Raw genomic sequence first — 24281 nt, 5'->3', positions numbered from 1 at the left:
CCCCGCGAAGGCGGGGCATCCAGTACGCCGCGGCTTCTCCGTACCTCACGACTGTCTCTGGAATACTGGATCACCCGCTTTCGCGGGTGATGACAACTGTGCGTGCGGCGACTTCAGCGCGCTCAGCGAACGTGCTAGAGCCCGCTCATGAGCTTTCTCCCCTCCTCCGTCGATATCGCGATCATCGGCGCCGGTGCAGCCGGGCTCGGCGCGGCGCACGCGCTGGCTGGCTCCGGCCTCTCGGTGATCGTGCTGGAGGCGCGCGACCGGCTCGGCGGCCGCGCCTGGACCGTCCAGGCCTCGCCGGAAGTGACCTTCGATGTCGGCTGCGGTTGGCTGCACTCGGCGGACCAGAACTCCTTCGTCGCGATCGCGCGAAAACTCGGTTTCGAGCTCAACAAGGACCTGCCGCCCTGGCGCGAGCGCGCCTTCGGCAATGCGTTTCCGCAAAGCGAGCGCGACGAGTTCATGCGCGCGATGGACGCGTTCTATGAACGCCTCTGGCAGGCCGCGCAAAAGGGCAAGGACGAGCCGGCGAGCCTGAGCCTGGAGCCCGGCAATCGCTGGAATCCCATGATCGACGCGATCTCGACCTACATCAACGGCTGCGAACTCAAGGACATGTCCACGCTGGACTGGGATGCCTATGAAGACAGCGAGCTCAACTGGCGCGTTCGTCGCGGCTATGGTGCGTTGATCGCAGCCTATGGTACACCCTGCCCGGTGGCGCTGAACTGCAACGTCACGCTGGTCGATCATTCCGGCCAGCGTATCCGCCTCGAGACATCACAGGGCACGCTGGCCGCCGACAAGGTGATCGTCACCGTGCCGACCAATCTGATCGCCGACGAAGCGATCCGCTTCTCGCCGCCACTCCCTTCCAAGGTGAGCGCCGCTGCCGGCCTGCCGCTCGGCGTCGACGACAAGGTGACGCTCGCGCTCACCGATGCCGAAGCCTTCCCCAGGGAAGGAAACCTGCGCGGCGCCACCATGCGCACCGACATGGGCACCTACCACATCCGTCCGTTCGGCCAGCCCTGCATCGAGGGCTTCTTCGGCGGCCGCTTTGCAAGGGAGCTCGAAGACGCCGGCAACGGCGCGTTCGCGGCCCAGAGCATCGACGAAATCGCGGGCTTTCTCGGCAACGACATCCGCCGCAAGCTGAAGCCGCTGTACGAGTCGCGCTGGGCGCACGATCCGTTTGCGCGGGGATCATACTCGCACGCGCTGCCGGGCCACGCCGGCGACCGCGCGGTGTTGGCCGCGCCGGTGGACGGGCGATTGTTTTTTGCCGGCGAGGCGACGTCGCCAACTTTCTTCACGACCGCACATGGAGCGCGGGACAGTGGAGAGCGGGCGGTGAAGGAGGTGCTGGCGCGCCTGAGAAAACCGTAGCTGCAATTCCGTCATTGCGTGCGCCGCGAAGCTCGCAATGACGCGCTATTCGATCACCCGCGCGCGTAAGTCGGCATCAGGCACAAAGCAAGCATCATACTTGCCGAAGATGCGATAGCGGTTGCGCGCGACGAGGCTGTACACCGCATCACGCAGCGGCTTCGGCACGGTGTATAATGCGCGCGTCCAGCTCCATCCCGGCAGATGCGACAGCACCGTCAGCGCGGCGTCCGATTTCATGAACACCTCGCCGCCGTGGATCACCGCGTTGGTGTCGGGATCATCGGGGTCGATGCCGAATGTGCGCGCGAGCCTCGCCCCATACTCCGACTGGATGGGCGTGAAGCGAAACCGCTTCGCGGTGTCGCGCCTGGCGACGAACCGCACCCAGCGCGAGCAGAAGATGCAGACGCCGTCGAACAGGATCACGTCATCGTCGGGCCATTTGGGCATCAGATTCTCTTTTTGGCGCATTTTCTTCACGCGAACCGAATCCACTTCGCTCGAAAACGCTATCGATTATCCAGCATGAGCAATGCCACGCACATCAACACAATCGCGGGTCCCGTCTTCACCAGGGCACCGAGCGGCTCGATCCAGAGATCGGGCGTCAGGATCGCTGCGCCGAACATATAGCCGAGCGAGGCGACGATGCCCGCGACAAGCCCAATCGCCGCGGTGCGGCGGAAGGCGATCAGCACGCCGATGCTCATGTCCATCAGGCTGGTGCCGATGGTGATGGGATCGACCAGCGCGGGCGGGAAGCCGTGCGCGCTCAGGATGCCGGCGGCGGCGCGATAGGACACGAACAGCGCGATGAAGCCGGAGATGAGCCAGAACGCGACGAGGCTGGCGAAGATCAACGGCTTAACCGGGAAGAAGCGCGCGAACCATTTGTCCTGGATGGTGGCGGGATGGCGGCCGATCGTGTCCGTCAGCGTCTTCGGCGCGATGGCCGTGGCGGCGATCCATGCCGAGGGATCGCCGGTCACGCCGCGGCGCAGCTCGGCGATAGCGGTGGAACGCATGGGCGGGGCCCAGCCGAGATGATTGGTGAGATCGCCGACCTTGGCGCCGAGATCGAGCATGAAGGACGGCATCGCAACACGCGGCCAGGCGACTGTGCCGAACGCAACGCGAAACCGCTTGATGACGCCGGCCATCGTGACCGGCTCGGCCTGCATTAGATCCCAGCTCACGGTTTTGACGGAGGCGTCGTCGATATCACGCGCGGCGAGCCAGGCGATGGTCGCCGAAATATCCTCGACCGCGACGGGCTGGAACGGCGTCGCCATCTCCTTGTCCGGCAGGTCGATCGGGAAGGCGGCAAGTGCGCGGAGCATGGCGCTGCCGCCATAGGCTGAGGGCGCAATCACGAAGCCGGGCCGCAGGATGGCGTGAGGGATGCCGGAGGCCGCGATCAGGCGCTCCGCCTCGCGCTTGGTCGTGGCGAAGGCGGTGCGATCGGCTTCCGCGCTTCCGGGAATCGAGACATGCACGAGCCGGATCGCACGACCGCTATCGCCGATCGCCTGCAACAGGCGCGCGACAAAATCGCGATGCACGGCATTGGTATCGCTGCCCGGGCCATCCTGCAGCACGCCAAGGCAGTTCACGACGACGTCGACGGCGTGGTCGCCGAGCAGGCGCGTCAGAGCCGCGGCACCAAGCGACAGGATCGGCAGCTCGATATCCAGCGCGCTGATCTTCTGCGCCGACGACAGACTGCGCGCCACGCCGAGGACGCGAAATCCCCGCACGCGAAGATCGTCGGTGACGAAGCGGCCGATCAGGCCCGAGGCGCCGAGCACCAAGATGGTTCGCTGGTTCATCGTTGCTCCTAAAACGGTTTCGCGACCATCAGCCAGAGGATCAGCATCGTCGCACCGAAGCCGGGGAAGCCGAATGCGAACCAGCGGCGGAACAGGACGAAGTAGCGCTCCGGAAGCGCGGTACGCTGCCCGGCCGCCTTGCGCGCGAGATCGCGCATCTCGATCTGCATGAAGATGACGGGAATCCAGAACAGGCCTGCGATCACGTAAAGCCCGAGCGAAGCCAGCAGCCAGCGTTCGGTGATCGGCATCGCCGAGAGCATCATCAGCAGGCCGCCGGTGACCGGCTGGAGGATCACGGCCGACAGCGTGAAGATCGCATCCGCGATCACCACCACCGAGGCGGTGCGCGCAATGAACGCCGCGTCGTTCGTCCGATGCGCCATCAGCATGAAGAAGGCGATGCCGGTTCCGGTGCCGAGAATGACGATGGCACCGAGCACGTGCAGGTATTTGACCAGAAAATACAGCGTCATGGCTTCTCGGCCGCCGCAGCCTTGGACCGGTTCAGCGCAAGCTCGAGCTCGCGGCGCGCGGCATTGACGCCGGCTTCGCTCTCGATCATCCAGTGCCCCTCGCTGCCGACGGCCGGCAATGTGCGGAAGTCGACCTTGCCGCCACCGCCCCGAAATGCATCGGCCAATGACTTGGAGAACGCCGGCGCGAAATAGCTGTCATTGGTCGTCACGAACCATGTGACGGGAATCCGCGCGGCCGTGCCGAACCCGGTCACTGCCGCAACAAGCGTCTGCGGCGCGCAGATCCGGTTCGGCTCATCATTGGCGTGGCCGCCGCGCCCCGGGGCGAACGCAATGATCGCGGCGATCGCCTTCGGATCGGCACGCGCGAGTCCCAGCGCGCCCCAGCCGCCGGCGGAATGGCCGATCACGACGGCGGCAGCTTTTCGCACGAAGTCCTGCTTGCGGAGATAGTCCAAGGCGAGCGAAATTTCCTCCGCGGTCACACGGCCCGAGCGCGCATGGTCCGCTTCGTCGCAGCCGCCCTGGTCCTCGACATAGCGGCCGCCGGTCGTACCATGGCCAAGCCGCTCCGGCACCAGCACGGCGAATCCGTGCGCGACGAGGAATGTCGCGAGCGCGCGGTATTCCGGCTGCGGCATTTGCGCGCGACGCAACGCGTTCTGCGTCGAGGCATGCGCGATTACCGCAAGCCGAAACGGACCGGCGCCCGGGGGGCGAAACAGCAGGGCATGCGCGGCGATGTTGGAATCCGATGACGGCACGCGCCATTGCTGCCGGCGAAACGGCTCGCCTTCCTCTCCCGATGGCCCGAGCGTGACTTGTGCGCACAGAGGCGCCGCAGTCAGCAAAGCCAGCAGAGGCAGGAGGGCGAGGATGTTGAAGAGCCACATGAATTGCCGAGGGCGGACGGACAGCGACGCCCAGACTAATAGGAACGAATCAAAATCGGCGGACTTTTTGCGTTGCCATCGCGGTTCATTCGTTGCCGCAAACGGAGTTTTGCACCGGCGGACAGCACGCTGATGCCATCCGAAACGGCGTCTTGTCTTTTTTCGGCACACCATGGCTAAAATACTGATGCACAAAATCCACACGTTAACCGATAATTAACGATAGCTCTTGCCGCCGGGGCGGCGACTTGGTTTGATTGCGTCCATGAGCACAACCCTGATCGAGGTCCGGCCGGCCAAAGCTGCAGATGCGACTGCAGTTGCGTCCACCCATGACGAAGCCTGGCGCTCCGCCTATCAGGGCATCATTCCCGGTGGCGAGCTGGAGAAGCTGATCAACCGCCGCGGTCCGCAATGGTGGGACAGCGCGATCCGCAAGGGCAGCCGCGTCAGCGTGCTCGTGTTCGGCGACAAGATCGCCGGCTACGCCAATTACGGTCGCAACCGCGCCCGCAGCCTGCATTTCGACGGCGAGATCTACGAGCTTTATCTGCGCCCTGAATTTCAGGGGCTCGGCTTCGGTCGCCGCCTGTTCACAGCCGCCCGCCGCGACCTGATGCAGAGCGGCCTGAAGAGCATGGTGGTGTGGGCGCTCTCGGACAACGATCCCGCAACTGAGTTCTACCGTGCCCTGGGCGGCCGCATGGTGGCGCGCTCCTCGGAGCGCTTCGGGCCGAAGTCGCTCGACAAGGTTGCCTTCGCCTGGACCAATTGAGCTGCTGAAGTCCAGCCGGCAGCGTTTTCCATCCGTCGATACCGCCCGCCTTTTGCGTCGGTGATCGCTGGATTCATTCTTTCACAAAAACACGATGGATTGGCGGGCCAAGCCCGCGTATGACAGCGCCAAAATCGCTGCCGGGCGCGATTTAACCTCGGCAACAACGGAGCCTTGAATGCGTATCGATGCGGTCTCGATCGGGAAAAACGTCCCCCACGACGTCAACGTCATCATCGAAGTCCCCGTGGGCGGCGAACCGATCAAATACGAAATGGACAAGGAGGCCGGCACGCTTGTCGTCGACCGCTTCCTCTATACGCCGATGCGTTACCCCGGAAACTACGGCTTCATTCCGCACACGCTGTCGGATGACGGCGATCCCTGCGACGTGTTGATCATCAACACCCGCGCCATCATCCCCGGCGCCGTCATGAGCGTGCGCCCGGTCGGCGTGCTGTTCATGGAAGACGAAGCCGGCGGCGACGAGAAGATCCTGGCGGTGCCGTCGTCGAAGCTGACGCAACGCTACGACAAGGTGAAGTCCTACAGCGACCTGCCGGATATCACGCTGCAGCAGATCCAGCACTTCTTCGAGCACTACAAGGATCTCGAGCCAGGCAAGTGGGTGAAGATCCTGCGCTGGGGCGGCCCGGAAGACGCGCAGAAGCTGATCCTCGAAGGCATCGAGCGCGAGAAAAAGAAGAAGGCGTGATGGTCATTCCGGGGCGATGCGTCAGCATCGAACCCGGAATCCAGAACTCATTGCGCGAGATTCCGGGTTCGGCTCTTCGAGCCGCCCCGGAATGACAACTCACACCGCCGGCTTCGGCAGCCCTGCGATCGCACAGGCCGCACGTAGCGTATTCACCAGCAGGCAGGCCACCGTCATCTGGCCGACGCCGCCCGGCACCGGCGTGATCGCGCCGGCCACGCCAAGCGCTTCCTGATAGGCGACGTCGCCGACGAGGCGGGTCTTGCCATCCTCTTTGGGGATGCGGTTGATGCCGATATCAATCACGGTCGCGCCCGGCTTGAGCCAATCGCCGCGTACCATCTCCAGCTTGCCCACCGCGGCATAGACGAGGTCGGCGCGCTTCACGAGCCCGGGCAGGTCGCGCGAGCGCGAATGCGCGATGGTCACCGTGGCGTTCTCGTTCAGCAGCAATTGCACCAGCGGACGGCCGACCAGATTGGAGCGGCCGATGACGATGGCGTTCATGCCTTCGAGCGAGGCGTGCACGCTCTTGGTCAGGATGATCGAGCCGAGCGGCGTGCAGGGCGACAGCGCCTCGAAACCGCCGGCGAGACGACCGGCATTGTTCGGATGCAGGCCGTCGACGTCCTTGGCCGGATCGATGGCGTTGATCACGGCCTCGGTGTTCAGCCCCTTCGGCAGCGGCAGTTGCACCAGAATGCCGTGCACGGCGGGATCGCGGTTGAGCGTTGTGACGAGCGCCAGGAGATCTGCCTGTGAGACGTCGGCGGGCAGCTTGTGCTCGAACGAGGCCATGCCGGCGGCCTGAGTCTGGGTGTGCTTGGAGCGGACATAGACCTCGCTGGCGGGGTCATTGCCGACCAGGACCACTGCGAGGCCCGGCACCAGATCGTGCTCGCGCTTGACGCGGGCGACCTCGCCGGCGACACGGCCGCGGAGTTCCGCGGCAATGACTTTTCCATCGATGATCCTGGCCGTCATGTCAGTTCCCTTGGTCTGTCGATTTGGCGTCTGCCGATTTCGTTTGGGCAAGCTTGCGCAGGGCCTCGCCGAGCCGAGCCGGATCGCCATCGACCGCGATCTGCTTCAGCCGCGAGGTCGCTCCGGATAGCAGCCTTACCGCGGCCTTGGGCACACCAAGCGATTTCGCCAGCAGCACCAGGACGGCCTTGTTGGCCTCGCCGCCATCGGCGATCGCCTGCACCCTCACCTTGAGCACGCTGCGGCCATCGGCCAGTTGCTCGATCCCGTCGATACCGTCGCGGCCCCCGCGCGGCGTCACCCGCAGCGCGATGCTGATGCCCGCGGTGGAGTAACGCCAGGGTTCTTTCGCAACCAAGGCGCTCCCGCCTGCCTAGATCACGTTCGGGTAGACGTAATACAGGATCACCCGCTCGATGAACATGATGAGCAGGATCAGGATGATCGGCGAGATGTCGAGGCCGCCGAGGCTGGGCAGGAAATTGCGAATCGGCGCCAGAACCGGCTCGGTGATCCGGTACAGGAACTCCGCCACCGCCGAAACGAACTGGTTGCGGGTGTTCACGACGTTGAAGGCGATCAGCCAGGACAGGATCGCGGAGGCGATCAGCAGCCAGACGTAGAGGTCGAGCACGATGATGACGATGTCGAGAACGGCACGCATGGCTTTTGAAGACTCTGGCTTTTGAAAACTCTGGCTGCGGTCGGGATTGACGCCTTTTGCTAGATATCGGTTCCCCCCGGCCCAAACAAGTGAAGTCAATGCCGGGATGGCTAAAACCGGGTTACACCCGTCCTTGACTTGACCTTTCCGGGGACTTAAATGGCGCCCGGTTGTCGGCCGCGTTTACCAGAGCGGCCTGCAAAGGGGCCATAGCTCAGCTGGGAGAGCGCGTCGTTCGCAATGACGAGGTCGGCGGTTCGATCCCGCCTGGCTCCACCAGCCTTCGCTCGCTTCGCGAGCTTCGGCTAGGCAAGCCAGCCCGGCTGCTTCGTAGCGAAGTGAGCGAAGGCTGCCGCGCCATAGCCCGCAGGGCGACGGCGGGCTCCATCCCAGAATCCCTACCTCCCCGTAAACCTTGGCGGCCGCTTCTCCATGAAGCTCGCCACCCCCTCCCGGAAATCGCTGCCGTTCAACACCACCATCATCTCCCGGTTGGCCTCGATCGTCGCCTCCGCCAGTGTCTGGAAAGGCACTTCGTAGAGCTGCCGCTTGATCACGGCCATCGCGCTCGGCGAAACGAAATCGGCGAGGTCACGCGCATAGGCATAGGTCTCCTCGCGGAGTTTTTCGGGCGGGCAGAGCCGGTTGACCAGTCCGATCCGCAGCGCCTCGTCGCTTGAAACACGACGGGCCGAAAGCAGAAGATCCATCGCGTTGGCATGGCCGACAATGCGCGGCAGCATCCAGCTGATGCCGTGCTCGGCGATCAGCCCGCGCCGCGCGAAAGCCGTCGTGAACACGGTGTTGTCGGCGGCAAAGCGCAGGTCGCAATAGAGCGCGTGGACGAGCCCGATGCCGGCGGTTGCACCGTTGAGCATGGCGATGACGGGCTTTCCGATCGACGGATAGAAGCCGTAGCGCGTCTGCCAGTCGGGGCGGCGGTTCATGTCGAAGGGCGGCAGGTTCGATGCGCGCCTGACGTCGCTGGGATCGAGCCCTTTCAGCACGTCCATGTCGGCGCCGGCGCAAAAGGCGCGGCCGGCGCCGGTGAGCACGATGACGCGGACATTGTCGTCCGCGCTTGACGCCTCCATTGCATGGCGCACGTCGCGTTCCATGATCGGCGTCCACGCATTCATGCGATCGGGACGGTTGAGCGTGATGGTCGCGATCTTGTCGCTGACGTCATAGAGAATGTGCTCGTAACCCATGGCGCTCTCCCATTGCCTGCCGGCACGCGTTCCCGCGCGCTCGTTAGGAAGGAGCCTAGCATATCCAGGGATTAGGCAAGGACTTGCGCCAAGGATCTGCGCCAGGGACCTATGTGAAGGACCTGCGCGAACGACCTGCGCGAAGCCGCGATCACTCGGCGGCTTGCGCCAGCATCGGCCGGCGCGCCAGCCAGCCATCGATGAAATGATCGAGCCATGCCCGTTCCGCGACGTCGTAGACGGCCCGGTCGGCAAAATGATGATGACGCTGCCGTGCGCCGGGCGCGCTGAAACCGTCATAGCCGCGCGTGGTCCAGCGATGCATCATCGCGTAGGTCACGTCAGGGTGAAACTGCACGCCGAAGGCATTGTCGGTGCGGAACGCCTGCACCGGAAAATCATCACCTTCCGCAAGCAGCTCGGTGCCAACCGGCAGCTCAAAGCCTTCGCGATGCCAGTGATAGACCTGCGCCGGCCAATTCGGGCAGAGTGCATGTCCCGCCGCCGTTGGACGGATCGGGTAATAGCCGATCTGGGTCAGCGCTTCCGCATGCGGCGCGACGCGGGCCCCCAGCTGCATCGCGAGCATCTGCGCCCCTAAGCAGATGCCGAGGAACGGCCGCTGCTCGCGGAGCGGAATTTCGATCCAGTCGATCTCGCGGCGGATGTACTCATCGGAATCGTTGGCGCTCATCGGACCGCCGAAGACGACGGCGCCGGCGTGTTGATCGAGTGTCTCAGGCAGGGGATCGCCGAAGCGCGGGCGGCGGATGTCGAGATGATGACCGAGCGCACGCAACGCATTTCCGACGCGGCCCGGCGTCGAGGATTCCTGATGCAGGATGATCAGAACCGGCAACCTCGTTTCGGAGGCGCCGCCGCTCAGCGCCCTGTTTCGGAAGGGCACCACTTCTGCGCTACCAAACCTGTCCGTCCGGAACGACATGGCCTTTGCGAGTGCTATCGGTTCAGACCGCCAGCGTAGCTAAGCGATCGTTAATTTCGTGTGAGTTTGCGCACACACGCGCCGATATTGAAGCAAGCTCCGGGCCACTACGGAGGCTTTGGCTTTCGTCAGGACATTCGAGCGAAGTCGATACCGGCTCGCGTCAAGAACACGCGTCAAAACGAGAATCTAGCGTCGCTGCCTCTGGAATCGGCTGGTGGCGGCCAGGATGAAGCCGCGCGGAAAGAAACGCAGGGCGAACGGCACGATCTTGATGCCGAGCCCGGGCAGAACTGCCCGTTTGTTGGCCATCAGGCCACGGTAGGCCTGCTGCGCAACCACGGCGGCAGAGACATTGAGAAGGGCCGTGTCATGTCCGGACCCGACGCCGGCGCGCGCCTGGAATTCGGTCGGCACCGGACCCGGGCAGAGCACGGTGACGCGAACACCGCGCGGTGCGAGCTCCGCCCGCAAGGCCTCGGTGAGGGAAATCACGTAGGCCTTGGACGCGTAGTACACGGCCATGCCGGGGCCGGGCAGATACCCCGCGACCGAACCGACGTTGAGAAGCCCGCCCTTGTTCCTGACGAGCTGATCGGCAAAACGCAGCGACAGGTCCGTCAGCGCCCGGACGTTGACATCGACGATGCCGACTTGCTCACAGCGATCGCGCTCGATGGCATCACCGAACACGCCAAAGCCGGCATTGTTGACGAGATTGTCGAGTTCGACACCTTCGGCTGCGAGCGCGGCGGCGATTTTCTCGCCGGCATCGATGTCCTGGAGATCGCAGGCGATCACGATCGGCCTCTTGCCGCCGCTGGCGGCAAGCTCGTTCGCGAGCGCTTCCAGCCGGTCCCCACGTCGCGCCGTCAGCGCGAGACGATGTCCGTTGGCAGCAAACACACGCGCCAGCTCCGTGCCGATGCCTGCCGAGGCGCCGGTGATCAACGTTACCCGCTCAGTCACGATCGAAGTCTCTTGAATTGAAGTTTTTGGCCCCGCAATGGCGGAACGAGAGCATAGGCCATGCGCGGCAGGCAAGCGGCGCTGGCAGCATGGCTGCTTGAGCGGGCAACAGGGGGAGCAGGAAAACCCCGGATTTGCAGGGAAATCCGAAGCCGGGGCGGCCCGGGACCACATTAAAGTTTCGTCATGTGGTCCGCACAACCGCTAATGTTGCAGCGTCGGGACAGATCAGCCGCCGACGGCGCCGTCCCTGACCTGGCTACCGGCGCGGTCCGCGACCGCATGCTTGAGGTCGATCCGGTCGCGCTGCGAAATCCCGAGCAGGTCGGAGGCGCGCCAGACCACGTTGTCCTCGAACTCGGTGACCTGGCCGTCGGCAAAGACCAGCTCCCACATCATCTGGACGAGGCGCTTGCGTCCGTCTTCGTCGAGCGAGCGCATGATGACGCTGGTGAAGTGATAGAGATCGACCGCCTCGCCCTCGACCTGGGTCGCGTCCGCGATCAACCGATCGGCAGTGCCGCGGTCGAGGCCGAAATGGCTTTCGATCAGGCTGTGCAGCTTGCGCTGCTCGGCCGCCGTCGGCTGGCCGTCCAGCGAGACGACGTGAACCAGCAGCGCGGTCGCCGCCAGCCGGTAATCGCTGTCGCCAAACGCGCGGTCCGGGGCTTGGGGAGCAACAATGTCGGCGATGAATTGGCGCAGGCCGTCGAGCATAAGGTCCTACCGAAATCGATGACGCCGCGGGGCGCGGCGGTTACCAGCTTTATATGTGCGGGAAACTCAACCGGCGCAACGTGCGTCAGTTCCGCGCGCGGCATTACGTTTCGGCAATCTCAAGGCGCCGTCGGTCCCTCACGGGATCTCGTACACCACCATCTTGTCGGCGATGCCGCGCAGCGCGGCCTGCTTCTGGATCGGCCTGATCTCGCGCTGCTGCAACACCTCGGCAACCGCCGGCGCATCGAGCACCGGTCCGGTGATGTGGATTTCCTGCGCCGTGGACAGGCTCTGCACGCGCGCGGCGATATTGACGGTCTGGCCGAAATAATCCTGACGCTCGTTGAGCATCACCGCAAGGCAGGGACCTTCGTGGATGCCGATCTTGACGATGAGATCGGCGGTGCCGCGCTGCCTGTTGAGCTCGTCCATCGCTGCGCGCATCCGCAGGCCCGCGACGATCGCGTGCTCGGGACGAACGAAGGTCGCCATTACGGCGTCGCCGATCGTCTTCACCACGGCGCCCTTCTCAGAGGAGATGATCTCGAGCAGCGCATGGAAATGCGCGCGCACGAGATCGAAGGCGGCAAGATCGCCGACGCGTTCATAGAGTGCCGTCGAACCTTTCAGGTCGGTGAACAGGAAGGTCAGCGAGGTGATCTGAAGCCGCTGGTCGAGGCTGAGATTGTCCGCCTTGAAGACATCGCGAAACGTCTGGTTCGACAGCATCCGCTTGGCGGTGAGGAACGGCTTGCGCTTGCCGATCAGGTGATGAAGCGCGTCGGCCGCGATGAATACCGACGGCAGCACCCGCACGCCGGCCTGGTTTTCCAGCGACAGCCGCAACGGACCCGGCCGCATCACCGCGGTCCCGGTCGGAGCCTGCACCTTGTTGTACATGATCGCGAGCTGCTGGCGTTCTTTGGTGGGCTCGCCCTGAACGTCGATGAACTGGGCGGCGTGCGTCACCGGCTCGAAGATGATGATGAAGTCGTTCGGCAATTGCAGCGACATGGTCGCCTTCTCGCCGGCCGGAAGCTCGAGCGTATCCAGCGTGACCTCGTTGGCGAGCGTCACAAACGAGTCCTTGTTGAAGTCGACGCCGGAGCTCCAGAATACCTGCTTGAAATAGTCCCACACCGGAAGCGAGTCGGGGTCATGCGCCGCGATGCGCCGCACGCGCGGGTTCACCGTGAAGGAGACCTCGACCTGATCGTCGACGGAAGCCTTGTAACCGCAGGCGCAGAGCGCGCAGTGATAGTCGTCGGGCTTGAGCGCCTTCAGCGTCGAATGCGCGCCGAGCACGCCGCCGCATCCCGGACACAGCACGTTCCAGCCCAGATCGAACAGCCCTAGCCGAGCCGAATGCAGGAAACCCGAGATCGCCCGCTCTTCGTCGAGATTGTGCTGCCTGGAGAAGTCGAGAACATTGACACGATTAAGCTCGTGATCCTCACCGTGGTCGATGAGATGCTGAATCGCGTCAACCACCTCCGGATCGGCGGTCTGCTTCAGGACGGAAAGCTGGGCTTGGATATCGCTCATGGAGAAACTCTGTCTAGGATGGATAACGCCATTGGCCAGGCCGCCGCCTGTCACCGACGCGTGATGCGGAACATGGGCGAGTGGCCGGGCTGGGTCGTCACGACGCCGTGCGGGATGACCGGACTGGTATCGGCAAGCTCGACGCGAAACGCGCCGATCAGCCGCGCCAGCGCCAGCACGGATTCAGCTTGTGCAAACGGCGCCCCGATGCAGACGCGCGGCCCCGCGCCGAACGGCAGATAAGCGAAGCGATCCGGCGCCTCCGTCGACATGAAGCGTTTTGGAATGAACGCGTTCGGTTGATCCCACAGCTTCTCGTGCCGATGCAGCAGCCACGGCGCGATCATGATGATGTCGCCCTTGCCGATCGCAACGCCGGCCGCATTGTCCTTGTCCCGGGCGGCTCGTGCAATCAGGAAGGCCGACGGATAGAGCCGCATGGTTTCCTCGATCACGGCGCGGGTGAATTTCTGGCGATCGATGTCGGCCATGCTGTCGAGATGCTCACCGCTGGCCTCGGAAGCCACTTCCTCCTGCGTCTCAGGATCCAGCGCGAGCAGATAGAGCGCCCAGAACAACGCGGTCGCCGTGGTCTCGTGCCCCGCGAGAATCATGGTCGCGACCTCGTCGACCAGCTGTTCGTCGGAAAAACTCTTGCCGGTCTCGGGATCGCGCGCCTCATCCATGAGATCGAACAGATCGCGCGGCGGCGCACCGTCCTTCTTGCCCGCGGCGCGACGCTCGGCAATCAGCATCGCGACGAATTCGGTCCAGCGCTTGCGGAAACGCGCGCGGGCAAAGTCCACCGGGCTCGGCCATGACACCGGCAGCACCATATCGAGGAAATAGGGCCGCCCCAGCCGTGCCCCATATTCCATGACGAAGTTGCGCAAGGTCGGGCCATGCCGGTCCATGCCGAAGGAAAACATGGTGCGTCCGGCGATCTCGAGCGTCATGCGCTGCATGAGCTCGCGCAGATCAACGGGCTCGCCGGTGCGCTCCTCGAGCTTCGCGATGGTCTCGTCCAGCACAGCGGTCATGTGCGGGACGAGGTTGGCAGTCGCCTTCGGCGTGAAGGCCGGCGCAAGGGTGCGGCGCTGAAACGTCCAGGAATGACCTTCCGCAATCAGAAGGCCGTCACCGAGAACCGGGCGCAGCATACGGATGCCGGCCGGCGTGCGCGAATAGTTCTCGTAGTTGCTGAGCAGGACGTGCCGGATCGCGTCCGGGCGATTCAGGATGAAACTGTTGCGGAAGAAGAAGCGGCCCTCAATGACGTCTTCCTCGTAGGCGCGCTGGCCCCAGGTTGCGATCATGTTCTGCTTGATCACAGCAAGTCGGCCGAGGAACGACATATCGTCCGGGGCGCGCGGCGGGGTCGGAGGGACGATCGGCCGGCGCAGGCTGGCGATGTTCATGGCTCTCTCCCGCAGATATCTTCGCAGTCAAGGCTTGCAACTCAACAGCTAATAAGTCAGCTCGGCAATCGCAATCCTGTTCTCGGAGGCCGGCCAGGCGCGTGCCACAATCCGTTCTTCGCCAAATTGGGCCACGACGTCATGTCCGACCTCGGCGGCCGAAAGGCGCAGGGTTGCTGCCGCATCCGTGGGCACGCCCGGCTTGACGTCGGCCGGCTCCCTGCCGTCAAACAGCACCACGTCCCGCGGCAAGCCGAAATAGCCGCGCGGCCGCGACATGATCACGACAGCGCCGGCGTCCTTGTCGGCCGGTCCGAGCGGGCGGGCGGCGCGCAGGTGCACAATCCCGGACGAACGCGGGAAAGGCGAGCGGTAGATATGGGTAGTCGGCGCCTCCGGCGATGCCAGGACGAATTCGAGCGACCAGGAAGGCTCGACCTGCGCGGGGCCCCAGCGCCCGTCGGCGCCGGTCTTCGCGCTATGCACCGCGCCGCCCTTGCGCTCCCCGGTTTCGGGGTCGACGCGGAAGATTTCGACGGTGGCACCCGCGACCGGGCGATTGGTCGACACACCGCCGGGCGTGCCCGTGACGAGACCACTCAGCCTGACGTTCTGTTCAGGGACAATCGCGATACGCGCGGGCTCGCGTCCCGCGATGAATTTGTAGATCTCGCGGAAGGCGCGCGGGTGAAACGCCACCTCGCGATGGTCGAGCGTGCCGAGCACGAGATTGGTGGCGCCCTTCAATTCCGGCCCGTCAACGGTGACGCCGGTCGGCGTGCCGGGCTTGCCGATGAAGCGGCCGTCGGCTTGCGCGTATTTGTCCATGCCGTCGCTGCGCAAGGTGAGAAAGGCCGTGCCCGGGGTCACCTCGCTCTCGCCTTCGTTGAGGCCCCGCAAGAATGCGCCACGGCCATTGAACTCGCTGCCAAGCGTGTCGTCGGTCGCGAACACGCCGTGATTGGGCGTGCCGCAAAGGGCGGCATGGCTGACATCGCCGACGCCGCCGTTTTTGATGACGTTGCGGATCGCATAGCCGCCGCGCGAGCTGCCGACCAGCGCCACGCGAGGCGCACCGGTACGGCGCTTCAATTCAGCGATGGCCGCGGCGAGCTCGCGGCGCTGATCCTCGGTTGAGGAGCGGTTCGCCTGCTCGACCTTGTCGTCGCTCCGCGCATTGGGATCGGTGAAGTTAATCGCCGCCATGCGGTCGCGCGCGATTCCATTGGATTCCATCCGCCACAAGGTCGTCATCCAGAGCGCGTCGTAGTCGCCATTGCCGTGCACGAACAGGATCGGAGGCACCTCGCCCGGCGCAGCGGTGGGTGCGGTCTGGGCCAACGCATCCGCCCGCAAGCTCGCAAGTGCGAAAGGCAAGCTGCCCGCACCTTGCAGGATTGTCCGTCGCGACAGCTTCATCTGTTCCTCCCCGGCAAAACTATCTTTGCACCGCTTATACCGGCCTAACCACTGGACAGCGAAGGACTTTCGCGGGCATCACTGAATCTGCCGGGAGCACCCAAAGACCACTCGAAGACCACTTCTGCCAGCCCAAATGGAAGGGGATATGACCGAGCAGCCGAACCGTCAGAAATTTGCGGCCGACGGCATCACCGCACCCCTGCGGTACACCGTGTTTCGGCGTATCTGGCTCGCCAGCCTGCTCTCCAATCTCGGCCTCCTGATCCAGGGCGTGGGCGCGGCCTGGGCGATGACGCAGATGGCGGCCTCGGCCGACAAGGTGGCGCTGGTGCAGACCGCGCTGATGCTGCCGATCATGCTGATCTCGATGCCGGCCGGCGCCATCGCCGACATGTATGACCGCCGCATCGTGACCTTGATTTCGCTCGCGATCGCACTGATCGGTGCGACCGCGCTGACGGTGCTGGCCTGGCTCAACCTCATCACCCCGGAATTGCTGCTCGCCTTCTGCTTCGTCGTCGGCAGCGGCAATGCGCTGTTCGGCCCGGCCTGGCAGTCCTCTGTCAGCGAGCAGGTTCCGCCCGATGCACTGCCGTCGGCCGTCGCGCTGAACGGCATCAGCTACAACATCGCGCGGAGCTTCGGTCCCGCGGTCGGCGGCGTCATCGTCGCGGCGCTCGGTGCGGTGGCCGCCTTCGCCTGCAACGCGATCCTCTATCTGCCGTTGCTGGTGGTGCTGCTGCTGTGGCGACGCAATACCGAGTCTTCGCGGCTGCCGCGGGAGAAGCTCAACCGCGCCATGGTCTCGGGCTTCCGCTACATCACCAATTCGCCGCCGATCAAGATCGTGCTGTTGCGCACATTGGTGATGGGCCTGATCGGCGGCGCCGTCATGGCGCTGATGCCGCTCGTCGCGCGCGACCTGCTGCATGGCGGCGCACAGACTTACGGCATCATGCTGGGTGCCTTCGGCATGGGCGCCGTGATCGGCGCGCTCAACATCCACGAATTGCGCAAGCGCATGAGCGGCGAGGCCGCGATCCGCGCCTGCACCATCTCGATGGCGTTCGCGATGGCCGCCCTTGCCGTGAGCACCGAGCCGGTGCTGACGGCGGCTGCGCTGGTGCTCGCCGGTGCGGTCTGGATGGCCGCGGTTGCGCTGTTCAATATCGGCGTGCAGCTATCGGCGCCGCGCTGGGTCGCCGGCCGCTCGCTCGCGGCATTCCAGGCCTCGATTTCCGGCGGTATCGCGATCGGCGCCTGGGGCTGGGGCCACCTCACCGACTATGCCGGCGTCGAGGTCGCGCTGCTGGTCGCCGCCGGCCTGATGCTGATCTCACCGGTGCTGGGTATCTGGCTCGCGATGCCGCGCGTCGGTGCGCGCAACGAGGATGCCGATCTGCTCGCCGATCCGGAGGTCAAGCTGTCGCTCACGGCGCGCAGCGGGCCGCTGGTGGTCGAGATCGAGTACCGCGTATCGCAGGAGAGCGCGCGCGCGTTCCACAATGTGATGCAGGACGTGCAGCTCTCGCGCCAGCGCAACGGCGCCTATGGCTGGTCGATCGCGCGCGACATCGCCGATCCGGAATTGTGGACCGAGCGTTACCATTGCCCGACCTGGCTCGATTATCTGCGCCAGCGCAACCGCTCGACCCAATCCGAGCGCGCACTGCATCAGCAGGCGATCGACTTTCACATCGGCCCCGAGCCGGTGAGAATCCGCCGCATGCTGGAGCGTCCGTTCGGCTCGGTGCGCTGGAAGGAGGAGACGCCGGATCGTGCAGATGCCGAGGTGCTGCCGGTGGTGGCGACCGCAGCGGGGAGCAGCACGTAGGTCTCTCGTCATTCCGGGGCGCGCGAAGTGCGAACCCGGAATCCATCGAGCAGCATAAACGTGGAGAAATGGATTCCAGGCTCGCGCCTTACGGCGCGCCCCGGAATGACGAGGGGTGTGTTTACTGGCCGTGGTCCGTCAGCACTTTTTCGCAGCCCTTGCTCAGCCGCGTGCGGTTCTGCTTGAGGCAGGCGAGCACCGCCTGATCGCCATTGTTCATCACCGGGCGGCAGAAGCGCGTGACGTCACGCGCGCAGGCATCGTGCCCGGGCTGTTGCGCGGAGGCGCTCGATGCGCACAGGAGCAAAGAAATAACGAAAAGAAATCTAGTCATCGCGTAATGCCTCTTACCCGGACGAATGTGCGGGCGAAGCTAGTGCGACGATCACCTGGCCGCAACGGCTTTATGGGCGGGCTGCATCTTCGCCGCCGCGTGGCCCCGGCTTGACGCCGGGGCACATCGCGAGGGGGAGCTGACCGACGCAAGACGCAACGATCGCGATGTTGCGCTCACTGCTTGTCTTTTACTGACTGTCCTGGGCGTCAGCGACCTTGCGTGAGGCGCCCTTGGCGAGGTCCTTGTCCATCACCGCGCGGCAGCCGGCGCTCAGGTCCAAACGATGCTTCTTCATGCACGCCGTGATCTTCGGGATGTTGGGAATTTCCGCCGAGCACAGGCGGAAGGCATCGCCGGTGCACTGCTGCTGCGCTTCGGACGAGAAGGCGAAGCTTGAGGTCGTTGAAGCGATCGAGACGATGGCGGCAAAGCCGAGCGCCAGGCTGCTGTCGCGGATTTTGATACTCAAGGATTTGGTCGAGAAAGATTTGGTCATTTGAAGCTCCCATCGGCGCCGCTGCAAGCGGAGCCCGTTGTTGATGGGAACTACGATGCTCCAGCAAAACAGTTTCCACCGTGATGATGATCACGGGAGGCCCACTCTCTGTGACCTCGGTCACTTTGGCGCACCTCGCTGAAATTCCTCCGCATCCGCTGTCGTGTTGGTGTCACGTTAACTGTTCCTTCGCATTAATGGCTCGTCGCGCGGGAAATTCCGCAGGTTTGGTTGCGTAATTGGAAAGAGTAGCGATGCGTAATGCGTTAGGCCTGATGCTGGCCAGTGTGATTGCGGCGGTCGTGATTGCCGCCGGCGGTTGGTTTTATTATTCCTCGCGCGCCGACCAGGGCGCTCCCAAGACAGTTGCCGCCCGTGCCGCCGATCCGTTGCCGGCACCGGCGAGGCTCGCCGCCAAGGACGACGTCGCGACCACCGCGACCATCGCCGGCAAGCCGGCAGCACTTGCTCAGGCAGCGGCACCCGCACCTGCGCCCCTGCCGGTGCAGCAGAAACAGGCCTGCGCCAATCCGAACGCGCTCGGCGTCGCCCGCGTGGTCGAGATCGACACCACAGGCGGACCCGGCTTCGGCTTCGAGCATTTCAAGCAGTTCGACTTCCTCACCGACAAGGAGGTCGTGCTGACCTTCGACGACGGTCCCTGGCCGGTCAACACGCCCGCGGTGCTGAAGGCGCTCGCCGATGAATGCACCAAGGGCCTGTTCTTCTCGGTCGGCAAGCACGCGACCTACCATCCGGAAATCCTGAAACAGGTGCTGGCACAGGGCCACACGGTCGGCACCCACACCTGGTCGCACGTCAACCTGAACAGCAAGAAGATGACGGAGCAGCAGGTCAAGGACGAAGTCGAGAAGGGCTTCAGCGCGGTGAGATTCGCGCTCGGCACCAACCCGGCGCCGTTCTTCCGCTTCCCGCAGCTTCAGCATAATCCTGCGATGGTGACCTATTTCGGCACGCGGAACGTCGCGATGTTCTCGACCGAAATCGACTCCTTCGACTTCCGGAAGGGCGCAACGCCGGAGAAGATCATCGAGACTGTGATGACCAGGCTCGACAAGCTCGGCAAGGGCATCATCCTGATGCACGATTTCCAGAAGAACACCGGCATAGCCATGCCGACGCTACTCGCGCGGCTCAAGGCGGGCGGCTACAAGGTCGTGCAGATGAAGGCCAAGACGACCTTCCAGACCTTGCCGGAATATGACGAGGCGCTGCTGAAGGATTTGAAGGTGCCGACCTCGAGCGCCCGTCCGATCGCGAGTGTAGTGCAGACGGTTTCGCAGTAAGCGACCACCGCTTCGATACGCCAATGGCCGGGCTTTCGCCCGGCCATTTGCATTTGGAAGGAAGCGGCGGCTTACCAATAAATGCCGTGGCGATGCAGCTCGCTGATGATGCGGCGCTCGGTCCAGGCGCGCTGGTGCTTCGGCTTGTGGGCCTTTGCCGTTGTCTTTGGCGCGGGCTGAGCTGCCGCCGGCGCTGAAGCTGTCGCGGTCCCGGCAGGAGCGGTCGCTGCCGCAGGCGCGGGGGCAGCGGCGGGAGCGGGAGGAGCCGGGATTGCCGGCGGGCGATCAAGGTATTTCGGAGCCTCGACGGCCGGCGCGACTTCGCTCACCAGAGTGGCTGCGGTCGTCGTGATTTGGGAAGCGGAGGTGTGGTCAGTCGCCGCGGACATCGACAGGCTGCGGTCGCCCGCCCGGGCAGACGCGGAAGTCAGGACCACGGCCGCAACCAGAATGATCTTGCGCATGTGAAATCTCCCCGTGTTTGCGTGACCGGGACCCTACGGGAGGCCCTTCCTCGGCGAGGTGACTGACGTCACATAGGCTCCCGCGCAATCTCGAACCCACCAGACCGCAATCAGCACTTGCGCCGATAGACCCGCAGCGTCACGTCCGGAAAGGTCTGGGTCTCGAGCGGGCAAAGGCTCTTGTCCGCGTCCATCCGGGCGATCAGCTCGTCGCCGACGCGCGGCCCGAGCAGCGTGTGCGGGATCGAGCTCGAAAGCACGAGGATGTCCGACCGCAACAGCGCGTCGCCCGTTGCCTGCGCACTCCGGTGAAAGAGCTCGTTGCGCATCACGAGATTCATCCGAGCCTGTTCGGTGTATAGCTGGATAGTCGCCGACGTCACCGGATAGGGACTCGAGAAGGCGACATAGAGCGGGCCGGGCTTCTCCGGCTTTATGTCGCGCAACAACGACCAGAGCCGTTCGGTCGCGCCGCGGATGCTCTCCTGCTGCTGCGCGCTCAGTGGCGTCGCCGTGCTGATCTGGCCGGTGATGACGTGCCTGACGAACAACTGGACCACAAATGCCAGCGCCAGCACCCGAGCGGCCGTGAGCGTGATGCGGCGGATATCGCTGCCGAGACCAAATCGGGCGAGCAGCGCTTCAGCGAGCATCAGGCTGGTGCAGCCATTGAGGGCCATCGCGACGATGAAGACGCCATAGAACATCGCGCCGAAATAATAGGTCTTGATCTCCGCGATGGAGGGAATGGCATAGGCGATCAGCACAGCCGACAGCAGCACGACGGCATCGAGCAACGCGTTTCTGCCATGGATCGCGGCGAGCAAGAGCCGCAGCCCCATCAAGGCCGGCCCAATGACCAGCCAATAGTGCAGGCCGAATTGTCCTTCGCCACCGATCGAGAACCGCAGCAGTCCCGCCCGGAAGCTCTCGCCCGTGGTCCAGAGATCGCGCTGGCCGACGAACACAGTGAAGATGTAGGTGACGGTCTCAATCAGAGCCGGTCCGATCAGTACGGCCGTGGTCGCAATCAGCGGCAGCACGAACCACAGGAACGCGCTGAACGCTTTGCGAATCGAGATCCGCAATCCGCCAGCCTCGCTGCAATCGACCAGCAGCCGGATCGCAAATGCGCTGCCGAGCAGCGCAAGCGCGGCGGGGAATGAGGTCGGCTTGATGCTGGCGGCCAGCGCGCAGACAGCGCCGAGACCGGCGAGCGCGCGAGCGCTGCGCAGAAGCACGTCGCGGTGGACGATGGCCCCGGCGGCAAGACCGATGGCGAGACCCGAAGGCAAATCAGGGCGTGCTTCGGTGACCGTGTGCCACAGCACCGGCACGCAAGGCACGGCAATCAGGCACGCCGCGATCTCGAGCACGGACCGGCGCCAGACCAGCCCGACGACCCCGAGCAGGAATGCGAAGACAACCACGGCGTGGACGAGATAGGGCCCGATGAAGCTTCCCGGAAACAGCGTAAGCCCGATAGCCGCCACCAGCGTCGAGAACGGCGCGTGGTGATGCAGCAAGCTCCAGATGCTGGCAAAGACGCTTTGGTCTGTTGCAGCGTTCATCCAGCGCACGGCGTCGCGAAAATAGGAGACGTCGTCATAGAGCGGAGGAACGGACAGCCGGCCGTGCAGCTGCGAGGCTTCCATCGACCGCGAGGCGACGATGGCGGTGACGCATGCGGCGAGAATGACGAGGCCGGAGATCCGCAGCCAGGCGCGCAGATCCGTCGTCCCGGCCGTCGTCTCCGTACCCACCATTTGCCCCGCCATGCGCATTTCCCGGCGGCGCATCGTAGTGACACGGTCGCCGAGCGCAACGCGCACGCCAGATGGTTTCAGTGCGCAAACGCCGGCTTGTGACGATCGGGTGAATTTTGGGCGCTGGTGCCGCAAGAGGGATTCGAACCCCCGACCCCGTCATTACGAATGACGTGCTCTACCAACTGAGCTATTGCGGCGAACCCGGCCGGGACGCGGGCGATACCGGTCCCGATACGCGCGCTCCTGATATCGGGCATGGCCCGAATTGGCAAGGTGGCGCCGGCTTCGAAATGTCTCTCACGCGCCCCAGCGGGACCAGAATCCGCGCCAGCCGCCGGCCTGGGCCTTTGCATGGTCCCTGGGCGTGCCGATTTGTTCCGTAAATTCATCGCTCGGGCCCTCGTCATCGATCCCGGGATCGTCGGGCGCCCGGACGATCGGGATGACGGCGGGGATGGGCGCTGCCGCGGCCTTGCCGAGGTCGGCGCGGGTACGGAACACCGGCGTTGCTGCCGACGGCGATGATTCGGCGGGCTCGGGGGCCGGTTTGGACGGCTCGGCGGGCGTGACCGCTGGCTCTTCCTTGACAGCTTCCTTGGCTGTTTCTTTGGCTGTTTCCTTGACTGTGTCTTGGGCCTCAGGGGGCAAATTGTCCTGGGCGGCCGGCACCGGCGCAGGTATCGTCGCGACCGGTTCCACCGAGCTCTCGCTCGAGGCCGCGGTCACCCGCTTCGGCGGCGGCGCGGCGAGCATGGCCTCCTCGAAAGCCGAAGCTTCGATCATGGTCCCCCTGTCGGACGGAAGGCTCGCCACGGGCGTCTGCCACTGGAAGGCGTCGAGACGGCCGGTCACTGGCGAGACCGGACGCCAGCGGTCACTGACATAGCCGTCCGCAGTCCAGGCCGGATCGTGACGGGCGCGGACCGCGCGCAAGGTCCAGGCGCGAGCCCGGCCGCCGTCGCCATGCTCGGTGCGCTCGAGCTCGGCCATCAGCAGCGCGACGCGCTGGGTCGGATCGTTGACGTAAGGCGCCAGCACCGCGCGCGCGCGGGCGAATTCGGAGGCATCGATCGCGGCACGCGCGATCGCGAGCTGGCCCTCGACATGGCCGGCCTTGTCGGCAGGCGTCTTGGCCGCGAGCGTCTCGACCCGCTGCAAGCGCTGCCGCGCGGAATCGCCAAGCTTCACATGCGCGTAGGCGTCGGCAAGATCCGGATGCGGATTGGCGAGCCATGCGGCCTCGACCAGCTTCATGGCACGGCGCACCTGATGCGCCTCGCTCTCGAATTTTGCGGCGAGCACCGCGGCCGGCACCAATGTCGGCGCGAGCCTGATCGCCTCCATCACGCTCTCGCGCGCGACGTCGCGGTCCATGGTTTCCAGCTCCAGCGCGCGCGCCGTGAGCAGCACGCCGCGCTGCCGGCGATAGGCCGCCTTGTCGATCAGGCCCGCGGACAGATTCGAATCGAGGATCGCGAGTGCGCCGCTCCAGTCGCCGCGCGCGCAGCGGAAACCGAGCACCGCATGCGAGGCCCAGGTCGAGGACGGCGACAGCTTGATCGCTTCCTCTGCGATCATCACGGCGCCGACCGCATCGTCGGCGCGCTGCGCCTCGATGAACAGCCCGCGAAGACCGAGCAGCCGGGTATCCTCGCGCTCGGCCATGGCGCGGAAAGCGCGTTGCGCTTCGTCGCGATTGCCTTCGAGCTGCGCCGACTGCGCATGCAAGAGCAGCGCGAGCGGATCGTTTGCGGCGAGCCGCCGCGCGGTATCGGCGTGACGGCGCGCGAGCGCGGTGTCGCCATGACCGATCGCGAGCAGGCCATGGGTGATGGCGTGGCGGCCGCGGGCGTGGCGTTTCTCACGACTACGGCGGCGCAGACGTCCCGGCGCGCGCCAGATCATCGTCAGGATGCTCCAGATCAGCACGACGACCGCGGCAAAGAGGCCAAGCAGGAACACGAACCTGGGAAGCGTCGTCGAGACGCGAAATCCGCCCGCGGTCAGGACGAGATCGCCGGGTTGATCGGCAACCCAGGCCGCGCCGGCCGCCGCCAGCGCGATCAGGACGAGAAAGAGGACGATGCGAAGCATGACGATCCCTAT

24 protein-coding genes and 2 tRNA genes are annotated in these 24281 nt (G+C 64.9%); 6 read left to right on the top strand and 20 right to left on the bottom strand.

All coding sequences use genetic code 11. From position 1 onward, the window contains the following. Positions 1-147 precede the first annotated feature (147 nt). Positions 148-1395: an NAD(P)/FAD-dependent oxidoreductase gene (locus tag QSV46_RS27275; RefSeq protein ID WP_314958742.1), complete on the top strand. Its 1248-nt coding sequence runs from the start codon at positions 148-150 to the stop codon at positions 1393-1395. Positions 1396-1440: 45 nt separating this feature from the next. Here the strand turns inward: QSV46_RS27275 and QSV46_RS27270 are convergent, their stop codons facing one another. The 4 genes from QSV46_RS27270 to QSV46_RS27255 are packed head-to-tail and all read right to left on the bottom strand — an operon-like array spanning position 1441 to position 4599. Then, positions 1441-1848: a thiol-disulfide oxidoreductase DCC family protein gene (locus tag QSV46_RS27270; protein ID WP_314958739.1), complete on the bottom strand. Its 408-nt coding sequence runs from the start codon at positions 1846-1848 to the stop codon at positions 1441-1443. A gap of 59 nt (positions 1849-1907) precedes the next feature. Beyond that, positions 1908-3227, bottom strand: coding sequence for an SDR family oxidoreductase (locus QSV46_RS27265; protein ID WP_314958736.1), 1320 nt, complete (start codon positions 3225-3227; stop codon positions 1908-1910). A gap of 8 nt (positions 3228-3235) precedes the next feature. Next, entirely contained in the window at positions 3236-3703 is a 468-nt protein-coding gene (locus QSV46_RS27260) for a DUF2269 domain-containing protein (protein ID WP_314958734.1), read from the bottom strand. Then, entirely contained in the window at positions 3700-4599 is a 900-nt protein-coding gene (locus tag QSV46_RS27255) for an alpha/beta hydrolase family protein (protein ID WP_314958731.1), read from the bottom strand. Before QSV46_RS27255 ends, QSV46_RS27260 begins: the two co-directional genes overlap by 4 nt. 265 nt (positions 4600-4864) lie before the next feature. On the opposite strand from QSV46_RS27255, the gene QSV46_RS27250 reads away from it, so the two are divergent. Next, the gene (locus tag QSV46_RS27250) at positions 4865-5374 is read left to right on the top strand and encodes a GNAT family N-acetyltransferase (RefSeq protein ID WP_014490714.1); all 510 of its coding nucleotides are present in this window, start codon (positions 4865-4867) and stop codon (positions 5372-5374) included. Between the two features lie 178 nt (positions 5375-5552). Beyond that, positions 5553-6089 (top strand): inorganic diphosphatase, encoded by a 537-nt coding sequence (gene ppa / locus QSV46_RS27245; protein WP_314958718.1) that lies wholly within the window; start codon positions 5553-5555, stop codon positions 6087-6089. A 99-nt stretch (positions 6090-6188) separates the two neighbouring features. Here the strand turns inward: ppa and QSV46_RS27240 are convergent, their stop codons facing one another. From QSV46_RS27240 to QSV46_RS27230, 3 genes are read right to left on the bottom strand one after another with little or no spacing between them, the layout of a single operon-like run. Beyond that, a complete protein-coding gene (locus tag QSV46_RS27240) occupies positions 6189-7073 on the bottom strand; it encodes a bifunctional methylenetetrahydrofolate dehydrogenase/methenyltetrahydrofolate cyclohydrolase (RefSeq protein ID WP_314958715.1) in 885 nt (294 codons plus the stop codon). A gap of 1 nt (position 7074) precedes the next feature. Then, entirely contained in the window at positions 7075-7431 is a 357-nt protein-coding gene (locus tag QSV46_RS27235; protein ID WP_314958714.1) for a DUF167 domain-containing protein, read from the bottom strand. Between the two features lie 15 nt (positions 7432-7446). Beyond that, positions 7447-7737 (bottom strand): YggT family protein, encoded by a 291-nt coding sequence (locus tag QSV46_RS27230; protein ID WP_247382492.1) that lies wholly within the window; start codon positions 7735-7737, stop codon positions 7447-7449. A 203-nt stretch (positions 7738-7940) separates the two neighbouring features. Between QSV46_RS27230 and QSV46_RS27225 the strand changes: the two genes are divergently transcribed. Further along, positions 7941-8016: transfer RNA gene (locus tag QSV46_RS27225), tRNA-Ala, on the top strand. Between the two features lie 119 nt (positions 8017-8135). On the opposite strand, the gene QSV46_RS27220 is transcribed toward QSV46_RS27225, so the two are convergent. From QSV46_RS27220 to QSV46_RS27190, 7 genes are all read right to left on the bottom strand, one after another. Then, on the bottom strand, positions 8136-8948 hold the full coding sequence (locus tag QSV46_RS27220) for an enoyl-CoA hydratase (protein WP_314958707.1): 813 nt from the start codon (positions 8946-8948) through the stop codon (positions 8136-8138). A gap of 151 nt (positions 8949-9099) precedes the next feature. Beyond that, positions 9100-9894, bottom strand: coding sequence for a glutamine amidotransferase (locus QSV46_RS27215; protein ID WP_314958704.1), 795 nt, complete (start codon positions 9892-9894; stop codon positions 9100-9102). Between the two features lie 189 nt (positions 9895-10083). After that, positions 10084-10863, bottom strand: a complete 780-nt coding sequence (locus QSV46_RS27210) for an SDR family oxidoreductase (protein WP_314958702.1) — start codon at positions 10861-10863, stop codon at positions 10084-10086. Positions 10864-11091: 228 nt separating this feature from the next. Beyond that, entirely contained in the window at positions 11092-11580 is a 489-nt protein-coding gene (locus QSV46_RS27205; protein ID WP_314958699.1) for a TerB family tellurite resistance protein, read from the bottom strand. A gap of 138 nt (positions 11581-11718) precedes the next feature. Next, positions 11719-13128 carry an adenylate/guanylate cyclase domain-containing protein gene (locus QSV46_RS27200; RefSeq protein ID WP_314958695.1) on the bottom strand — a complete coding sequence of 470 codons (1410 nt, stop codon included), beginning with the start codon at positions 13126-13128 and terminating at the stop codon, positions 11719-11721. A gap of 50 nt (positions 13129-13178) precedes the next feature. Further along, the gene (locus QSV46_RS27195; RefSeq protein ID WP_314958694.1) at positions 13179-14546 is read right to left on the bottom strand and encodes a cytochrome P450; all 1368 of its coding nucleotides are present in this window, start codon (positions 14544-14546) and stop codon (positions 13179-13181) included. 48 nt (positions 14547-14594) lie between these two features. Then, positions 14595-15965 carry a hydrolase gene (locus QSV46_RS27190; protein ID WP_314958692.1) on the bottom strand — a complete coding sequence of 457 codons (1371 nt, stop codon included), beginning with the start codon at positions 15963-15965 and terminating at the stop codon, positions 14595-14597. A gap of 148 nt (positions 15966-16113) precedes the next feature. Here QSV46_RS27190 and QSV46_RS27185 point away from each other — a divergent pair, with 148 nt between their 5' ends. Next, on the top strand, positions 16114-17802 hold the full coding sequence (locus tag QSV46_RS27185) for an MFS transporter (protein WP_314958689.1): 1689 nt from the start codon (positions 16114-16116) through the stop codon (positions 17800-17802). A gap of 121 nt (positions 17803-17923) precedes the next feature. On the opposite strand, the gene QSV46_RS27180 is transcribed toward QSV46_RS27185, so the two are convergent. Together QSV46_RS27180 and QSV46_RS27175 are read right to left on the bottom strand one after the other, a co-directional pair. Next, complete coding sequence (locus QSV46_RS27180; RefSeq protein ID WP_314958687.1) at positions 17924-18136, bottom strand: hypothetical protein; 213 nt, start codon at positions 18134-18136, stop codon at positions 17924-17926. Positions 18137-18326: 190 nt separating this feature from the next. Beyond that, positions 18327-18635: a hypothetical protein gene (locus QSV46_RS27175; RefSeq protein WP_314958684.1), complete on the bottom strand. Its 309-nt coding sequence runs from the start codon at positions 18633-18635 to the stop codon at positions 18327-18329. A gap of 254 nt (positions 18636-18889) precedes the next feature. Between QSV46_RS27175 and QSV46_RS27170 the strand changes: the two genes are divergently transcribed. Further along, positions 18890-19942: a polysaccharide deacetylase family protein gene (locus QSV46_RS27170; protein ID WP_314958681.1), complete on the top strand. Its 1053-nt coding sequence runs from the start codon at positions 18890-18892 to the stop codon at positions 19940-19942. A gap of 71 nt (positions 19943-20013) precedes the next feature. On the opposite strand, the gene QSV46_RS27165 is transcribed toward QSV46_RS27170, so the two are convergent. The 4 genes from QSV46_RS27165 to QSV46_RS27150 all read right to left on the bottom strand — a co-directional run bounded on the left by QSV46_RS27165 (position 20014) and on the right by QSV46_RS27150 (position 24269). Further along, the gene (locus QSV46_RS27165) at positions 20014-20406 is read right to left on the bottom strand and encodes a hypothetical protein (protein ID WP_314958678.1); all 393 of its coding nucleotides are present in this window, start codon (positions 20404-20406) and stop codon (positions 20014-20016) included. Between the two features lie 110 nt (positions 20407-20516). Beyond that, complete coding sequence (locus QSV46_RS27160) at positions 20517-22184, bottom strand: hypothetical protein (RefSeq protein ID WP_314958676.1); 1668 nt, start codon at positions 22182-22184, stop codon at positions 20517-20519. Between the two features lie 112 nt (positions 22185-22296). Continuing rightward, positions 22297-22372 (bottom strand) — tRNA-Thr (locus tag QSV46_RS27155). A gap of 100 nt (positions 22373-22472) precedes the next feature. Beyond that, positions 22473-24269 (bottom strand): heme biosynthesis HemY N-terminal domain-containing protein, encoded by a 1797-nt coding sequence (locus QSV46_RS27150; protein ID WP_314958675.1) that lies wholly within the window; start codon positions 24267-24269, stop codon positions 22473-22475. Positions 24270-24281 lie beyond the last annotated feature (12 nt).

Origin of the sequence: Bradyrhizobium cosmicum, assembly GCF_032290525.1 — a bacterium.
GTDB lineage: Bacteria > Pseudomonadota > Alphaproteobacteria > Rhizobiales > Xanthobacteraceae > Bradyrhizobium > Bradyrhizobium cosmicum_A.
The sequence above is the reverse complement of the archived record's forward strand: the minus strand, read 5'-3'. Positions and strand labels throughout refer to the sequence as shown.

Coding starts and splice junctions, on each gene's coding strand:
- QSV46_RS27275 (WP_314958742.1), top strand. CDS start 148: ATGAGCTTTCTCCCCTCCTCCGTCGATATCGCGATCATCGGCGCCGGT.
- QSV46_RS27270 (WP_314958739.1), bottom strand. CDS start 1,848: ATGCCCAAATGGCCCGACGATGACGTGATCCTGTTCGACGGCGTCTGC.
- QSV46_RS27265 (WP_314958736.1), bottom strand. CDS start 3,227: ATGAACCAGCGAACCATCTTGGTGCTCGGCGCCTCGGGCCTGATCGGC.
- QSV46_RS27260 (WP_314958734.1), bottom strand. CDS start 3,703: ATGACGCTGTATTTTCTGGTCAAATACCTGCACGTGCTCGGTGCCATC.
- QSV46_RS27255 (WP_314958731.1), bottom strand. CDS start 4,599: ATGTGGCTCTTCAACATCCTCGCCCTCCTGCCTCTGCTGGCTTTGCTG.
- QSV46_RS27250 (WP_014490714.1), top strand. CDS start 4,865: ATGAGCACAACCCTGATCGAGGTCCGGCCGGCCAAAGCTGCAGATGCG.
- ppa (WP_314958718.1), top strand. CDS start 5,553: ATGCGTATCGATGCGGTCTCGATCGGGAAAAACGTCCCCCACGACGTC.
- QSV46_RS27240 (WP_314958715.1), bottom strand. CDS start 7,073: ATGACGGCCAGGATCATCGATGGAAAAGTCATTGCCGCGGAACTCCGC.
- QSV46_RS27230 (WP_247382492.1), bottom strand. CDS start 7,737: ATGCGTGCCGTTCTCGACATCGTCATCATCGTGCTCGACCTCTACGTC.
- QSV46_RS27220 (WP_314958707.1), bottom strand. CDS start 8,948: ATGGGTTACGAGCACATTCTCTATGACGTCAGCGACAAGATCGCGACC.
- QSV46_RS27215 (WP_314958704.1), bottom strand. CDS start 9,894: ATGTCGTTCCGGACGGACAGGTTTGGTAGCGCAGAAGTGGTGCCCTTC.
- QSV46_RS27205 (WP_314958699.1), bottom strand. CDS start 11,580: ATGCTCGACGGCCTGCGCCAATTCATCGCCGACATTGTTGCTCCCCAA.
- QSV46_RS27200 (WP_314958695.1), bottom strand. CDS start 13,128: ATGAGCGATATCCAAGCCCAGCTTTCCGTCCTGAAGCAGACCGCCGAT.
- QSV46_RS27195 (WP_314958694.1), bottom strand. CDS start 14,546: ATGAACATCGCCAGCCTGCGCCGGCCGATCGTCCCTCCGACCCCGCCG.
- QSV46_RS27190 (WP_314958692.1), bottom strand. CDS start 15,965: ATGAAGCTGTCGCGACGGACAATCCTGCAAGGTGCGGGCAGCTTGCCT.
- QSV46_RS27185 (WP_314958689.1), top strand. CDS start 16,114: ATGACCGAGCAGCCGAACCGTCAGAAATTTGCGGCCGACGGCATCACC.
- QSV46_RS27180 (WP_314958687.1), bottom strand. CDS start 18,136: ATGACTAGATTTCTTTTCGTTATTTCTTTGCTCCTGTGCGCATCGAGC.
- QSV46_RS27175 (WP_314958684.1), bottom strand. CDS start 18,635: ATGACCAAATCTTTCTCGACCAAATCCTTGAGTATCAAAATCCGCGAC.
- QSV46_RS27170 (WP_314958681.1), top strand. CDS start 18,890: ATGCGTAATGCGTTAGGCCTGATGCTGGCCAGTGTGATTGCGGCGGTC.
- QSV46_RS27165 (WP_314958678.1), bottom strand. CDS start 20,406: ATGCGCAAGATCATTCTGGTTGCGGCCGTGGTCCTGACTTCCGCGTCT.
- QSV46_RS27160 (WP_314958676.1), bottom strand. CDS start 22,184: ATGGCGGGGCAAATGGTGGGTACGGAGACGACGGCCGGGACGACGGAT.
- QSV46_RS27150 (WP_314958675.1), bottom strand. CDS start 24,269: ATGCTTCGCATCGTCCTCTTTCTCGTCCTGATCGCGCTGGCGGCGGCC.